This is a genomic window from Pseudomonas khavaziana, from assembly GCF_036704165.1.
GTDB classification, from domain to species: Bacteria; Pseudomonadota; Gammaproteobacteria; order Pseudomonadales; family Pseudomonadaceae; genus Aquipseudomonas; species Aquipseudomonas khavaziana.
This window is the reverse complement of record NZ_CP129946.1, coordinates 1,828,506-1,841,699: the sequence shown is the minus strand read 5'-3', so window position 1 is coordinate 1,841,699 and position 13,194 is coordinate 1,828,506. Positions and strand designations below refer to the sequence as shown.

Annotated in this window: 15 protein-coding genes; 10 read left to right on the top strand and 5 right to left on the bottom strand. The window is 59.9% G+C overall.

Annotated features, from left to right (window positions below; genetic code table 11):
- The first annotated feature begins 2 nt into the window (after positions 1-2).
- On the top strand, positions 3-824 hold the full coding sequence (locus tag QYQ93_RS08125) for an HDOD domain-containing protein (RefSeq protein ID WP_043046383.1): 822 nt from the start codon (positions 3-5) through the stop codon (positions 822-824).
- Here the strand turns inward: QYQ93_RS08125 and QYQ93_RS08120 are convergent, their stop codons facing one another.
- Both QYQ93_RS08120 and QYQ93_RS08115 read right to left on the bottom strand, forming a co-directional pair.
- Positions 825-2,210: a sensor histidine kinase gene (locus tag QYQ93_RS08120; RefSeq protein ID WP_338476684.1), complete on the bottom strand. Its 1,386-nt coding sequence runs from the start codon at positions 2,208-2,210 to the stop codon at positions 825-827.
- On the bottom strand, positions 2,203-2,874 hold the full coding sequence (locus QYQ93_RS08115) for a response regulator (protein WP_043046381.1): 672 nt from the start codon (positions 2,872-2,874) through the stop codon (positions 2,203-2,205). Before QYQ93_RS08115 ends, QYQ93_RS08120 begins: the two co-directional genes overlap by 8 nt.
- Positions 2,875-3,118: 244 nt before the next feature.
- Between QYQ93_RS08115 and QYQ93_RS08110 the strand changes: the two genes are divergently transcribed.
- The 5 genes from QYQ93_RS08110 to QYQ93_RS08090 all read left to right on the top strand — a co-directional run bounded on the left by QYQ93_RS08110 (position 3,119) and on the right by QYQ93_RS08090 (position 7,799).
- Positions 3,119-4,102, top strand: a complete 984-nt coding sequence (locus QYQ93_RS08110) for a Bug family tripartite tricarboxylate transporter substrate binding protein (RefSeq protein ID WP_043046380.1) — start codon at positions 3,119-3,121, stop codon at positions 4,100-4,102.
- 60 nt (positions 4,103-4,162) lie between these two features.
- Positions 4,163-4,621: a tripartite tricarboxylate transporter TctB family protein gene (locus tag QYQ93_RS08105; RefSeq protein WP_043046379.1), complete on the top strand. Its 459-nt coding sequence runs from the start codon at positions 4,163-4,165 to the stop codon at positions 4,619-4,621.
- 1 nt (position 4,622) lies between these two features.
- Positions 4,623-6,137: a tripartite tricarboxylate transporter permease gene (locus QYQ93_RS08100; RefSeq protein WP_043046378.1), complete on the top strand. Its 1,515-nt coding sequence runs from the start codon at positions 4,623-4,625 to the stop codon at positions 6,135-6,137.
- Positions 6,130-7,158, top strand: coding sequence for an AbrB family transcriptional regulator (locus tag QYQ93_RS08095; RefSeq protein ID WP_043046376.1), 1,029 nt, complete (start codon positions 6,130-6,132; stop codon positions 7,156-7,158). The genes QYQ93_RS08100 and QYQ93_RS08095 overlap by 8 nt, the downstream gene beginning before the upstream one ends.
- A gap of 161 nt (positions 7,159-7,319) precedes the next feature.
- A complete protein-coding gene (locus tag QYQ93_RS08090) occupies positions 7,320-7,799 on the top strand; it encodes a hypothetical protein (protein WP_043046374.1) in 480 nt (159 codons plus the stop codon).
- Positions 7,800-7,920: 121 nt separating this feature from the next.
- On the opposite strand, the gene ung is transcribed toward QYQ93_RS08090, so the two are convergent.
- Positions 7,921-8,622, bottom strand: coding sequence for a uracil-DNA glycosylase (gene ung / locus QYQ93_RS08085; RefSeq protein WP_043046373.1), 702 nt, complete (start codon positions 8,620-8,622; stop codon positions 7,921-7,923).
- Between the two features lie 136 nt (positions 8,623-8,758).
- Here ung and QYQ93_RS08080 point away from each other — a divergent pair, with 136 nt between their 5' ends.
- Positions 8,759-9,871 (top strand): enoyl-CoA hydratase/isomerase family protein, encoded by a 1,113-nt coding sequence (locus QYQ93_RS08080; protein WP_338476683.1) that lies wholly within the window; start codon positions 8,759-8,761, stop codon positions 9,869-9,871.
- Here the strand turns inward: QYQ93_RS08080 and QYQ93_RS08075 are convergent.
- Positions 9,819-10,310, bottom strand: a complete 492-nt coding sequence (locus tag QYQ93_RS08075) for a DUF3757 domain-containing protein (RefSeq protein ID WP_338476682.1) — start codon at positions 10,308-10,310, stop codon at positions 9,819-9,821. The two genes, QYQ93_RS08080 and QYQ93_RS08075, sit on opposite strands and share 53 nt — an antisense overlap.
- Positions 10,311-10,463: 153 nt before the next feature.
- Positions 10,464-10,823 (bottom strand): hypothetical protein, encoded by a 360-nt coding sequence (locus QYQ93_RS08070; protein ID WP_080888979.1) that lies wholly within the window; start codon positions 10,821-10,823, stop codon positions 10,464-10,466.
- A gap of 243 nt (positions 10,824-11,066) precedes the next feature.
- Between QYQ93_RS08070 and QYQ93_RS08065 the strand changes: the two genes are divergently transcribed.
- The 3 genes from QYQ93_RS08065 to QYQ93_RS08055 all read left to right on the top strand — a co-directional run bounded on the left by QYQ93_RS08065 (position 11,067) and on the right by QYQ93_RS08055 (position 13,154).
- On the top strand, positions 11,067-11,279 hold the full coding sequence (locus tag QYQ93_RS08065; protein WP_338476681.1) for a cysteine-rich CWC family protein: 213 nt from the start codon (positions 11,067-11,069) through the stop codon (positions 11,277-11,279).
- Positions 11,269-11,961, top strand: a complete 693-nt coding sequence (locus QYQ93_RS08060; protein ID WP_043046369.1) for a 16S rRNA pseudouridine(516) synthase — start codon at positions 11,269-11,271, stop codon at positions 11,959-11,961. The genes QYQ93_RS08065 and QYQ93_RS08060 overlap by 11 nt, the downstream gene beginning before the upstream one ends.
- 308 nt (positions 11,962-12,269) lie before the next feature.
- A complete protein-coding gene (locus QYQ93_RS08055) occupies positions 12,270-13,154 on the top strand; it encodes an alpha/beta fold hydrolase (protein ID WP_043046368.1) in 885 nt (294 codons plus the stop codon).
- The last annotated feature ends 40 nt before the right edge of the window (positions 13,155-13,194 follow it).

Here is a 13,194-nt window from a genome sequence, read left to right as displayed (position 1 = left end):
GAATGAACAAGCTGGCGGAAAAAGTCCAACAGGCTTTGGTGATGGCCATCGACAACGATGACCTGGTTCTGCCGACACTGCCGGAGGTGGCCCTGAGGATTCGCCAGGCCGCCGAAGACCCGGAGATCAGCATCAGCCACTTGAGCAAGGTGATCAGTCGCGACACCGCTCTGTCGGCGCGCCTGATCAAAGTGGTCAATAGCCCGCTGTTGCGGGCCAGCCAGGAAGTCACCGACCTGCACACCGCCATCACGCGGCTCGGCACCAACTACAGCAGCAACCTGGCCATCGGCCTGGTGATGGAGCAGATCTTTCACGCCCGCTCCGAAGTGGTTGCACAGAAAATGCGGGATGTGTGGTGTCGCAGCCTGGAAGTAGCCGGCGTCAGTTATGCCTTGTGCCGCAAGCATAGCCACCTCAAGGCGGACCAGGCGGCCCTTGGTGGTTTGGTACACCAGATCGGCGTGCTGCCGATCCTCACCTACGCCGAAGACCATTACGAACTGCTGTCAGACCCGGTCAGCCTCAACCACGTCATCGAGAGCATTCACCCGTTACTGGGCGACAAGCTGTTGGGCGGCTGGGACTTTCCGGAAATGCTGGCAAAACTGCCGGGCCAGTACCTGAACCTGGAACGCGACTCTGCCAGGCTCGACTACGTCGATCTGGTGCAGATCGCCGTGCTCTACTGCCACCACAACACCGACCATCCGCTGGCGAAAGTCGACATTTCCAGCGTGCCGGCGATGCAAAAGCTGCAGGTTGATCTCTACAGCGAAAAGTCACGCGCCGAACTGGATGAAGCGCGCTCAATGTTTTACTGATCAACCTGCAATAAAACTCACGCGCACTTTCAGCCCAGCCAACTCGCCATCATGCAGGCTGATCTGCGCCAGGTGGGCGCGGCAGATCTCGCCGACAATCGCCAACCCCAAGCCCGACCCCATGCCCTGCTGGCTGCGTCGGTAAAAACGCTCAAAGACCCGGTCCCGCTCATCCAGCGGGATGCCCGGGCCATCATCTTCGACCTCCAGCACCGCCGGTGCCGTCACCCGCAGAATCACATTGCCGCCAGGCGGTGTGTGGGCCAGGGCGTTGTCCACCAGGTTGCTCAGCAATTCGTTCAACAGCGTCGGTTCGCCGCGCAGCCATACCGGCTCGTCCGCCTCCAGCGCCAGGGCCACTCCCCGCGCGTGGGCCAGCGGCGCCATGGCCATGCCCAGCTCACGGGCCAACTGGCTGAGGTCGAGCAATTGCGCACCGCCCTCGGCAATGGCCCGGGCACCGTTTTCAATGCGGGCCAGCGACAACAACTGGTTGGCCAGGTGCGTCAGGCGGTCGGTGCCTTGTGCGGCGCTTTCCAGGGTGCTGCGCCAGGTGGCCGGCTCTTCGGCGCGCAGGCCCAGCTCCAGCCGGGCCTTGAGCGCCGCCAGCGGCGTACGCAGTTCATGGGCTGCGTCGGCAATAAACTGCGCCTGGCGCTCGAACTGCCCACGCAGACGTTCGGTAAAGTGGTTGAGGGAACGCACCAACGGGCCGAATTCATCCTGGACTTCCACCAGCGGCAGTGGCCGCAGGTCATCGGGCTGGCGCTCTTCCACCGCCGTGCGCAGGCGTTCCAACGGGCGCAATGCCGCGCTCACGGCGAACCACACCAGCAACAGCGCACCGATGGCGAGCATGCCCAGGCGCAACAGCGTGTCGGCCATCAAACTGCGGGCCATGGCGACCCGTGCTTCGTCGGTTTCGGCGACGCGGATTTCCGCCATGCCATTCATATTCGGTTCGGAGACGGCCTTGAGCAGGCTCACCACCCGTACAGGCTGGCCTTTATACTTGGCATCGTAGAAGCGCGCCAGGGCCGGGTAATCGTCGGTGCGCGGCGTGCCGGGGGGCGGGCCGGGCAAGTTTTCGTAGCCGGAAATCAGCTTCTGGTCGATGTCATTGACCTGGTAATAAATACGCCCTGCGCTGTCGTAGGCGAAGGTGTCCAAGGCCACGTATGGCACATTCGCGCTAAGGGTGCCGTCGACCTGGGTCAAGCCGGCAGCAATGGTGCGCGCCGAGGCCAGCAAGGTGCGGTCATAGGCGGTGTCGGCGGCTTCGCGGCCATTCCAGTAGGCACTCATGCCGCTGGCGAGCATCAACAACACCAGCAACAGCGCCAGGTTGCACAGCAGGCGCCAGCGCAGGCTGCTGGGCTTATGCATCGCGGGCTTCCAACAAGTAGCCAAGGCCGCGGAACGTCACGATGGCGATGGGCTGGCCGTCGAGCTTCTTACGCAGGCGGTGCACGTAGATTTCGATGGCGTCGGGGCTGGCTTCCTCATCAAGGCCGAATACCTGGGAGGCCAACTGTTCCTTGCTCATCACGCGGCCCGGCCGGGCGATAAGGGCTTCGAGCACGGCTTGCTCGCGGGAGGTCAAGGTCATCAACTCGCCCCCAACCGTGAAGCGCCGTGTGTCGAGGTCATACACCAGCACCCCGCACGCCTGCTGGCGCTCCCCGCCCAGCACGCTGCGCCGTAGCAGCGCCTTGACCCGTGCTTCCAGCTCCGTCAGCTCAAACGGCTTGGCGAGGTAGTCGTCGGCGCCCAGGTTCAGGCCGTGCACGCGGTCTTTCACATCGCTGCGCGCCGTCAGCATCAGCACCGGCAGATTCTTGCCGCGGGCGCGCAAGCGCGCCAGCACCTCGAAACCATCCATGCGCGGCAGGCCCACGTCGAGGATTGCCGCCGCGTACTCCTCGCTGCCCAAGGCCAGGTCCGCGGCCACGCCATCGTGCAGTACGTCGACCGTCAAACCCATGCCCTTGAGCGCCTGGGCGACACTTTCGGCGAGTTGCAAATGGTCTTCAACCAGGAGGACACGCATGGACTTCTACCTCATGAGGAGTGATCGGCGCGGCTTTTTATAGACCCGCTGGCCGGCGAGTTTACAGGCGCAACCTGCCCTGTGAAGCCCGAAAACATTGAAAGGCCATTGAAAGGTTAGTGAAAGCTTCGCCCTTTAGCATCCAGACACGGTGGTCTATGCCTGCCGAGCTACCTGATTCGTAGCACCCGAAAAACGCCTCGACGCGTTTTCGTCAAAATAAAAACAATAACGGAGAAATCCCATGACCTCTTCACTACGTAGAGTTGCCCTCGCCGCTGGCTGCATGCTGTTCGCTGGCCAACTGCTGGCCGCCGACGAACCCAAGCGCCCTGAATGCATCGCCCCGGCCTCACCTGGCGGTGGTTTCGACCTGACCTGCAAGCTGGCGCAAAGCGCGCTGGTCAATGAAAAGCTGCTAAGCAAGCCGATGCGTGTGACCTACATGCCCGGCGGCGTGGGCGCGGTGGCCTACAACGCCGTAGTCGCCCAACGGCCTGCAGACGCCGGCACCCTGGTGGCCTGGTCCAGCGGCTCGCTATTGAACCTGGCCCAAGGCAAGTTCGGCCGTTTCGATGAAACCAACGTGCGCTGGCTGGCGGCGGTGGGCACCAGCTACGGTGCCATCGCAGTGAAAAGCGACTCGCCCTACAAGACCCTCGACGACCTGGTCCAGGCGTTGAAGAAGGACCCGAGCAAGGTCGTGATTGGTTCCGGCGGTACCGTCGGCAGCCAGGACTGGATGCAAACAGCACTGATCGCCAAGGCGGCCGGCATCAACCCCCGTGACCTGCGTTATGTGGCGCTCGAAGGTGGCGGCGAAATCGCCACGGCGCTGCTGGGCGGCCATATCCAGGTGGGCAGTACCGACATCTCCGACTCCATGCCACACATCCAGAGCGGCGATATGCGCTTGCTGGCCGTATTCGCCGAAAAGCGCCTGGACGAGCCGGAAATGAAAGACATCCCGACGGCCAAGGAGCAAGGCTACGACATCGTCTGGCCGGTGGTGCGCGGTTTCTACCTTGGGCCAAAAGTCAGCGATGCCGACTATGCCTGGTGGAAAGATGCGTTCGACAAACTGCTGGCCTCCGAGGACTTCGCCAAGCTGCGTGACCAGCGCGAGCTGTTCCCGTTCGCCATGACTGGCCAGGAGCTGGACACCTACGTGAAGAAACAGGTGGCCGACTATAAAGTGCTGGCCAAAGAGTTCGGCCTGATCCAGTAATCGCCCCCTGTTCGCGCGGCCACGCCTTCGTGCATCGAAGGCGTGGCCCAGGAGTTCTCCATGCTCTTTCAACGCATTTTCGCTGCCGCGATGTTACTGGCCTGTATCGGCCTGGCACTCATGGCCTGGCCGTATCAGGCGGCATTTTCCTACGAACCGGTAGGGCCTCGAGCCTTCCCCCTGCTGCTGATCGGGCTGATGGGCCTGGCGCTGATCTACATGCTGATTCGTCCGCAACCGACCAAGCACACCGAAGATGAGCCGGCGCTGGACCGCCCGACCCTGGTCAAGATCGGGATTTGCGTGGCCTTGCTGCTGGTGTTTGCCGGCACTTTCGAATCCCTGGGCTTCATTCTCAGCAGCATGCTCATCGGTATTCCGATGGCACGGCTGTACGGCGGCCGCTGGTTGCCCAGCGTGGTCATCATCACCTTGATGAGCATCGGTCTTTATCTGCTGTTCGATAAAACCATGGACGTGCCACTGCCCCTCGGTCTGCTCGACGTTCTGGAGAACTGATATGGATACTTTCGGCTATTTGGGCCAGGGTTTCGGCGTCGCGCTGAGCCCCTACAACCTGGTGACCGCCCTGTGCGGCACCCTGATCGGCACCGTGGTCGGCCTGCTGCCGGGCCTGGGCCCGATCAACGGCGTGGCACTGTTGATCCCCATCGCGTTTGCCCTGGGCCTGCCGCCCGAATCAGCGCTGATCCTGCTGGCAGCCGTATACCTGGGTTGTGAATACGGCGGCCGTATCAGCTCAATCCTGCTCAACATCCCGGGCGAAGCTTCCACCGTGATGACCACCCTCGACGGCTACCCAATGGCCCGTAAAGGCATGGCCGGCGTGGCGTTGTCGCTGTCTGCCTGGAGCTCGTTCATCGGTGCGTTTATCGCCACCTGCGGCATGGTGCTGTTCGCCCCGCTGCTGGCCAAATGGGCAATTGCCTTTGGGCCGGCGGAATACTTCGTGTTGATGGTATTCGCGATTGTCTGCCTGGGCGGCATGGCCGGCGACAAGCCACTGAAAACCTTCGTCTCGGCGTTGATCGGCTTGTTCCTGGCCTGCGTGGGCATCGATGCCAACAGCGGTGTGTATCGCTTTACCGGCGACAATATCCACCTGACCGACGGCATCCAGTTCGTGGTGTTGGTGCTGGGCCTGTTCTCCATCAGTGAGATCCTGCTGCTCCTGGAGAAAACCCACCGTGGCCAGGAAGCGGTGAAAGCCACCGGGCGCATGATGTTCAACGTCAAGGAAGCCTTGTCGGTGCTGACCGTAAACCTGCGTTGCGGGGTGTCAGGCTTTATCATCGGTGTTTTGCCAGGTGCTGGCGCGACCATGGCCTCGGCCGTGGCCTACATGACCGAAAAACGTATCGCCGGCGCCAGCGGCAAGTTCGGCCAAGGCGACATGCGCGGCCTGGCAGCACCGGAAACCGCCATCGGCGCTTCGGTCTGCGGCGCCATGGTGCCGATGCTGACCCTCGGCGTTCCTGGCTCAGGCACCACGGCCGTGATGATCGGGGCGCTGTCGCTCTACAACATCACCCCTGGCCCGCTGCTGTTCCAACAGCAACCCGATATCGTCTGGGGCCTGATCGCCTCGTTGTTTATCGCCAACATCATGCTGGTGGTCCTCAACATCCCGATGATCCGCATCTTCACGCGCATCCTTGCCGTGCCGAACTGGGCGCTGGTGCCGGTGATCGCCATCATCACCGCGATCGGTGTGTACGCCGTACATGCCACCACTTTCGATCTGTTCCTGATGATCGCCATCGGCATCTTCGGCTACATCCTGCGCAAGCTGGACTTCCCACTGTCGCCGTTGCTGCTGGGCTTCATCCTCGGTGGCCTGATGGAGCAGAACCTGCGTCGTGCGCTGTCGATTTCCAATGGCGCACTGGAGATCTTGTGGTCAAGCCCGATCACCTTCGGTGTGTGGGTAATGACCGCAATCATGCTGCTCGTGCCGTTGCTGCGTATCTGGCGCAAGCGCTCCTTGCAGCGTCGTGCCGTAGCCGATGCTTGAGGTCACCTTCAAACATTGGTGGGGAACACCGCTGGTCGGCCTGGCCGGCGGTTACCTGGCCAGCCTGGTCGGCTGGCCGTTGCCGTATATGGTCGGCTCATTGCTGGCGATCATCCTGGTGCGCTGCCTCACGCCCTGGCAATTAGCGGAGATTCCCGGCGGGCGCAAATGCGGGCAATGGGTGGTGGGCATCGGCATCGGCCTGCACTTCACGCCGGTGGTGATCGAGCAGGTGATGAGCCATTTCGGCCTGATTTTCTTTGGTGCCTTGGTTACGAGCTTGTCGAGCGTAGTCGGTGTGTGGTTGATGCGCCGCAGCGGCGAAGACCGCGCCACGGCGTTTTTCTCGAGCATGCCGGGCGGCTCCGGCGAGATGGTCAATCTCGGCTCGCGCAATGGCGCAGTGCTTAGCCGGGTTGCAGCAGGGCAGAGTTTGCGCGTGCTGGTGGTGGTGCTGTGCGTGCCGGCGATCTTCAAGTATTTGCTCGGCGGCGGTGCACCGCAGTTTCATCCAGCGCCGGTCGACTGGGCCTGGCTGGCCCTGCTGTTTCCGTTAGGTGCGTTGGTGGCCTGGGGCTGGCAGCGTTTGCGCCAACCCAATCCCTGGCTGTTCGGGCCATTGCTGGTGAGTGCCGTCGCCAGCGTGACCTGGGATTTGCATATCGGCTTGCCCGATGGTGGTAGCCAGATTGGACAATGGCTGATCGGCAGTGGCTTGGGATGCCACTTCAATCGCCAGTTCTTCCGGCGGGCCCCGTCGTTTATGGGCCGCACTTTGATCGGCACGGCTTTGACCATGGCACTCGCCACGTTGGCAGCTGTAGGTTTGAGTGCGCTCACGCACTTGGACTTGCGCTCCCTGACACTGGGGATGATGCCTGGAGGGATTGCCGAAATGAGCCTGACGGCGGAAACCCTGCAATTATCGGTACCACTGGTGACGGCGATGCAAGTCATGCGGTTGTTATTTGTGTTGTTTTTAGCAGAGCCGTTGTTTCGACATTGGAATAGGCAGCCGTAAACCCGTAAAACAGCACTACCACAAATCCCCTGGACATCGACAAGTCGTCAATAGACGTTTGTCAACCTGTCATTTCTGACAGTTGCTGCTTTGAATACCGCCACTAAACTACTCCTAGCAAGGATTGAATCCCTTTGTTGAAGGAATGGAGGCAAGCAAAAATGGCTATTGATGACTATTCAGATTTCCCCGATGTAACGAATGATTGGAAAACCCGCCCGCACAATTGGGATCTCGTCGTAAAAACTGATGGTGCGATGCCGGGTCGTTTGAACTACTACCTTTCGTTCCCCGCAGCACTTCGCTTAGAAGACAAGGTACATGCTGAGATCAGCAAGCGCTTCGACGACATATCAATCAAACAGCCGGTAGAAATCTCATTTAAATTGCGTATGCGCGGAGACCTCCCAGGGGAAGGCTCCATTCGACTTACTTATTGGCCTGATAACGGGGTACATGAGGAAATCAAACATACCCCTACCCTTCATCAATGGGATCAGATCAGCGGAACGCTGCCAGCCGCCGAACTCGACCCCGTAACTGAAATACGCATCGTCTTGGAATACCCAATCGTCGAAGGTGACATCACGTTTGATATCGATGACATTCATGTCGTTCAGCAGGCCAGTTCCCCTAAGTAGAAACTAACAAAGAGCCACTTACCGTGCCTCACATTGTAACGAGTAAATGCGAGGCACATTTTTAGCTGGCCGATAACAGCCAAAAAATTTTCAGCCTGCGCCAGAAACGACTCATATTACTTCAGCTCTGGCCCGCAGGCGGCAAACGCCACTCAATCGGCGTCTCGCCATTCTGCTCCAGAAACTTGTTGGCCCGGCTGAAATGCCCACACCCAATAAACCCGCGATAAGCCGACAACGGCGACGGATGCACCGAGGTCAACACCAGATGTTTGGTGGCGTCGATCAGCTTCTGCTTGCCCTGGGCATGGGCGCCCCACAGCAGGAACACCAGATGAGGCTGGTGCTCACTGACCACCTCAATAATCCGATCGGTAAAGAACTGCCAGCCCTTGCCCGCATGGGCGTTGGCATTGGCGCGCTCCACGGTCATGGTGGTGTTGAGCATCAACACCCCCTGTTCGGCCCAGCTTTGCAGGTAGCCGTGATTGGGGATGTCGATATTCAGGTCGCGCTTGAGTTCTTTATAGATATTGACCAGTGATGGCGGCGCCGGCACGCCAGGTTGTACCGAGAAGCACAGGCCGTGGGCCTGGCCGGGCCCGTGGTAGGGGTCTTGGCCGAGGATCACCACCTTGACCTTATCCAGGGGCGTGGAGTTAAGGGCGTTGAAAATCAGCGGGCCAGGCGGGTAGATCTCTTTGCCGGCGGCGTGTTCCTGGCGCAGGAACTCGCGCAACTGGGCCATGTAGGGCTTCTCGAACTCATCGCGCAGGGCGTGTTTCCAGCTGGGTTCGAGTTTGATACGGTCGCCATCGGTCATAGTTGAATTGTCTTGTAAAAAAGAATGAGGCGAACCCTAGGAAAGCCGACTCCGCTTGTCAATTGATCTGACACACCACCGGCACTTTCCCACGAAGGGATCATACTCATCCTTCACCTTCTCGATTGAGGTCACGATGAACCTGCACTTCGAAGAACTGACCGGCAGTGGCGGCGCCCGCATTGGCATCGCCAGCCTGGATGCGGAAAAGACCCTCAACGCCCTCTCCTTGCCGATGATCCTCGCGCTGGACGACCGCCTGGATGCCTGGGCCAAGGACCCGCAAATCGTCTGCGTACTGTTGCGCGGCAACGGGCCCAAGGCCTTTTGCGCCGGTGGCGAGGTGCGCAGCCTAGCCCAGGAATGCCGTGAACAACCCGGCGAAGTACCGGCCTTGGCTGCGCAATTTTTTGCTGCCGAATATCGCCTCGATTACCGCCTGCACACCTACCCCAAGCCGCTGATCTGCTGGGGCCACGGCTATGTGCTGGGCGGCGGCATGGGCCTGTTGCAAAGCGCTTCCGTGCGCATCGTCACGCCAAGCAGCCGCCTGGCCATGCCCGAAATCAGCATCGGCCTTTACCCCGACGTCGGTGCCAGTTGGTTTCTTTCCCGCCTGCCGGGCAAGCTCGGGTTATTCCTGGGCCTCAGCGGTGCCCATATCAACGGTCGTGATGCGCTGGACCTGGGTCTGGCCGACCGCTTCCTGCGCGATGACCAGCAAGACGAATTGCTCAATGGCCTGCTGCAACTGAACTGGCAGGAACAAACCGCCATGCAACTCAACAGCTTGCTCAAGGCCCTGGCCCAGGAAGCGGTGAGCCAGCAACCCCAAGCGCAATGGCTGCCACACCGCGGGCAGATCGACGAGTGGCTGGATGTGGGGGATGTACGCTGTGCCTGGCGTGCCTTGAGCCTGCTGCGTGAGCACAGCGACCCGCTATTAGCGCGCGCCGGCAAGACCCTCAGCGAAGGTTGCCCACTCACGGCTTACCTGGTGTGGGAACAGATCCAACGCGCCCGGCACCTGTCCCTGGCCCAGGTGTTTCAGATGGAGTACACCATGAGCCTCAATTGCTGCCGTCATCCGGAGTTCGCCGAAGGGGTCCGGGCACGCCTGATCGACAAGGACCAGACGCCTCATTGGCATTGGCCGGATATCAACACGCTTCCGGAAGCAGTGGTGCAGGCGCACTTCAATAAGGCGTGGGAAGGTAGGAATCCTCTGGCGGATTTATCAGACTTTTGACAGCTTTACGTTTTTTGTCGGCTACCTTGAAGGCGCAGTTATCCGGCGGCCCTTCGTCACACAAATAAACCGGTTGGCCGAATACATCTTTGTCTAGCCGCCAATACAATGTATCAGTCAACGACATGCTGGTCGGAACGCCAGGCGGGCTTGGTCTCAAGGCGACAACGGCGCCCCCGCCCGTTCGATAGAGGCACTTGTCCATGTAGCCGCCTTGCCGTTCTTCACCTTTGCCCGGGGTAAATATGGCGCCGATAAACCGGTCGATAAAATCGCGGCTCTCGACTTTCTGGCTCTGCCACAGCACATTTTTATCCACGACTTCAAAATGCTCATCGACATGCTTGATCATCAAGGGATAAGGGCAACCTTGTTCCGCTCTGGCTAGGGCAGCAACGCTGCCCATCATTAAGAGAAGACACATCAATCGTTTGAACATAGCAGGTTCCATTCACCCATTTTCTCTACGGGGCATACACAGCCTCACGTAGTGAAATGCATCTAGAAACCCAAAGATAGCTGTTAAATCTGACAGTACCGACAAACGGTAAAAAAAAGCGGCGCATCAGGCGCCGCTTGTTTTTCAAAACATTTAACGGTGACCGCCTCGGCCACCTCCGTGATCGGAGCCACGGCCATGCCCACCGTTGCCCCAGCGATTGCCCCACCCCTGGTTTTGATAGGGCCGGTAACCGGCCCTCGGGTAATAACGCGGCGCGGGCTGGTAGTAACGCGGCGCGGAATAATAACGAGGCGGTGGCGCATAGTAGCGAGGCGCTGGAGCGTAGTAACTGCGCCCGTACGGGGAGTAACGCGGGCCACCGTAGTAATAGGCCGGCGCAGGTGCGGTGTAGACCTCGGAACGATAGTAAGTAGAGCCTCCTTCGTAGTAGGGCACGCAGGCGCAAAGGGTCAGGCCGAGCAAAGCGATAAGTAGCAGTCGTCGATACATGGCGGCCTCCTGGACCGCGAAAGAGCTCCTCCAGCGACGCTGGGAAGCGGCATTCAGCTTTCACTGAATGACGAAATATCTGACATCAAAAACAGAATCTGGTGCGTTGACGACACAAGTAGAAACATCTGTTTCGGACGAATTGAATACCAGCCTTCAGGCCAGGGAGATGGAACGCGACTGAGCAGCACTGTATCGTGCAAGAAATTGCGCAACCCTGCCCGATGCCTGCCTGAACGACCGATGACCACGCCAACCCTCTGCCCCGCTTGCGGTGCCCGCAACGACTGCACCCTGGCCGACCCGCGTACCGCCGACCAAGCCTGCTGGTGCTACAGCGTCACCATCGACCCGATGGTGCTTGAAGCCTTGCCTGATGAACTGCGCAATCAAGCCTGCTTGTGCCCTCGCTGTGCCCAGGTAGACGCCCAGTTGCGTCAGCGCAATGCGCGTTGACCGTTTCCTCAGCAACCTGCCGCAGTTCAATCGCCAGCAAGTGCGCCTGCTGCTTGCGGAGCGCCGGGTGACCGTCGATGGCGTGGCGGTCAGCGACCCCCATCATGACGTGCGTGAATTCAGCCTGGTCTGCGTTGATGACGCCATACTGCAGGCGGGTAAGCCGGCGCGCTATTTCATGCTGCACAAACCCCAGGGTTGCGTCAGCGCCACTTCGGACCCACAACACCCCACGGTCCTGGACTTGCTGGACGAACCGGACAAGGCCGAACTGCATATCGCCGGTCGCCTGGACTTCAATACCACCGGCCTGATGCTGATCACCAACGACGGCCAGTGGTCGCGGCGACTGACGCAACCACAGACCAAGTTGCCCAAGGTTTACTACGTGCAAACCGAGCAGGACATCGGCCCGGAGTACGCGGCGACGTTTGCCAAGGGTGTGTATTTCGCCTTCGAAGACCTCACCACCCAACCCGCCGAGCTTGAACTACTGGGCTCAAGAACGGCGCGGTTGAGCATCATCGAAGGGCGCTACCATCAGGTGAAGCGCATGTTCGGGTATTTTGATAACAAGGTGATCGGCCTGCATCGTGAGCGAATGGGACCTTTGGTGCTGGATGCGGCGCTGGCGCCGGGCCAATATCGGCCACTGACTGACGAAGAAATCCGACAAGTCTGACGACCGTTGAGCCGATGATGGCAAAAAACCAGTTCCTAATCTTGCGACCTGCCGACTGTACTGCTTGAATCAGGGCATCAGCCAGTTTTATGACTGAAGAGTCACCCTATAACCTCCAAGAAACATCTTGCCTCGCCCGCACTTGATCTACGGGCCCTCCCGGCAAAAAGCCCCCCTGGCGATACCCGTCGGCCAGCCGTCATCGGACCGACAGGGCCGGCCTTCATTTTCCAGGCGTATGCCTACCTGTCACAAAGCTCGTGCAGAGTAATTTGCGCGCACTACCCGCTTGCCAGGAGTCTTACGACATGAGGCCAGAAATCGCTGTGCTGGATATACAGGGGCAGTATCGGGTGTACACGGAGTTCTATCGTGCGGACGCGGCTGAAAAGACCATCGTCCTGGTCAATGGCTCAATGGCGACCACGGCGTCCTTCGCTCAAACCGTTAAAAGCCTGTACCCGCAATTCAATGTGGTTTTGTACGACCAGCCCTACGCTGGCCGCTCAAAAATCCATAATCGTCATGAGCAGATGCTGACCAAGGAAGTCGAAGGCCAGATCCTCCTGGAACTGCTCGACCATTTCGCCGCCGAGCACGTGCTGTCTTTCTCCTGGGGCGGCGCTGCCACTCTGGTCGCCCTCGCGCACCGGCCTCGCCGCGTGGAGAAAGCCGTGATCAGCTCATTCTCGCCAGTGATCAACACCCCCATGCGTGACTACCTCGAACGCGGCGTCGACTATCTCGGCAACCTCGACCGTGACCGCGTCGGCCAGTTAGTCAACAGCACCATCGGCAAACACCTGCCGTCGCTGTTCAAACGCTTCAACTACCGTCACGTCAGCAGCCTGGCCGAGCACGAATACGGGCAGATGCACTTCCACATCAGCCACGTGCTCAACAGCGACCGGCTGTGCTATATCAAGGCGGCCAGGCAGATCGACATTCCGGTGCTGTTCCTGAATGGTGAATGGGACGAATACACCAGTGCCGAAGATGCCAAGCTGTTTGGCCAGCATGTAGCCAAGAGCAGCTTCAGCACCATCCAGGCAACGGGGCATTTCCTGGATATGGAGCATAAAGCCGCGTGCCGGGACAGCCGTGAGGCGGTGGTGGGCTTCTTGAAACCGGAGCGGCAGGTGAGCAGGTTGAGGTATCAGCAGGGTCATGCCCGGCAGGCGTTTGCCATCTGAAATGAAGGCTGGCGGGAGCGGCTTGGGGTGCGAAGCAGAG

Excerpts from the sequence above, each read along its gene's own strand:
- QYQ93_RS08090 (WP_043046374.1), top strand. The coding sequence starts at position 7,320 with ATGGCTATTGATGACTATTCAGATTTCCCCGATGTAACGAATGATTGG.
- QYQ93_RS08100 (WP_043046378.1), top strand. The coding sequence starts at position 4,623 with ATGGATACTTTCGGCTATTTGGGCCAGGGTTTCGGCGTCGCGCTGAGC.
- QYQ93_RS08110 (WP_043046380.1), top strand. The coding sequence starts at position 3,119 with ATGACCTCTTCACTACGTAGAGTTGCCCTCGCCGCTGGCTGCATGCTG.
- QYQ93_RS08125 (WP_043046383.1), top strand. The coding sequence starts at position 3 with ATGAACAAGCTGGCGGAAAAAGTCCAACAGGCTTTGGTGATGGCCATC.
- QYQ93_RS08120 (WP_338476684.1), bottom strand. The coding sequence starts at position 2,210 with ATGCATAAGCCCAGCAGCCTGCGCTGGCGCCTGCTGTGCAACCTGGCG.
- QYQ93_RS08065 (WP_338476681.1), top strand. The coding sequence starts at position 11,067 with ATGACCACGCCAACCCTCTGCCCCGCTTGCGGTGCCCGCAACGACTGC.
- QYQ93_RS08055 (WP_043046368.1), top strand. The coding sequence starts at position 12,270 with ATGAGGCCAGAAATCGCTGTGCTGGATATACAGGGGCAGTATCGGGTG.
- QYQ93_RS08080 (WP_338476683.1), top strand. The coding sequence starts at position 8,759 with ATGAACCTGCACTTCGAAGAACTGACCGGCAGTGGCGGCGCCCGCATT.
- QYQ93_RS08075 (WP_338476682.1), bottom strand. The coding sequence starts at position 10,310 with ATGTTCAAACGATTGATGTGTCTTCTCTTAATGATGGGCAGCGTTGCT.
- ung (WP_043046373.1), bottom strand. The coding sequence starts at position 8,622 with ATGACCGATGGCGACCGTATCAAACTCGAACCCAGCTGGAAACACGCC.
- QYQ93_RS08095 (WP_043046376.1), top strand. The coding sequence starts at position 6,130 with ATGCTTGAGGTCACCTTCAAACATTGGTGGGGAACACCGCTGGTCGGC.
- QYQ93_RS08070 (WP_080888979.1), bottom strand. The coding sequence starts at position 10,823 with ATGTATCGACGACTGCTACTTATCGCTTTGCTCGGCCTGACCCTTTGC.
- QYQ93_RS08105 (WP_043046379.1), top strand. The coding sequence starts at position 4,163 with ATGCTCTTTCAACGCATTTTCGCTGCCGCGATGTTACTGGCCTGTATC.
- QYQ93_RS08060 (WP_043046369.1), top strand. The coding sequence starts at position 11,269 with ATGCGCGTTGACCGTTTCCTCAGCAACCTGCCGCAGTTCAATCGCCAG.
- QYQ93_RS08115 (WP_043046381.1), bottom strand. The coding sequence starts at position 2,874 with ATGCGTGTCCTCCTGGTTGAAGACCATTTGCAACTCGCCGAAAGTGTC.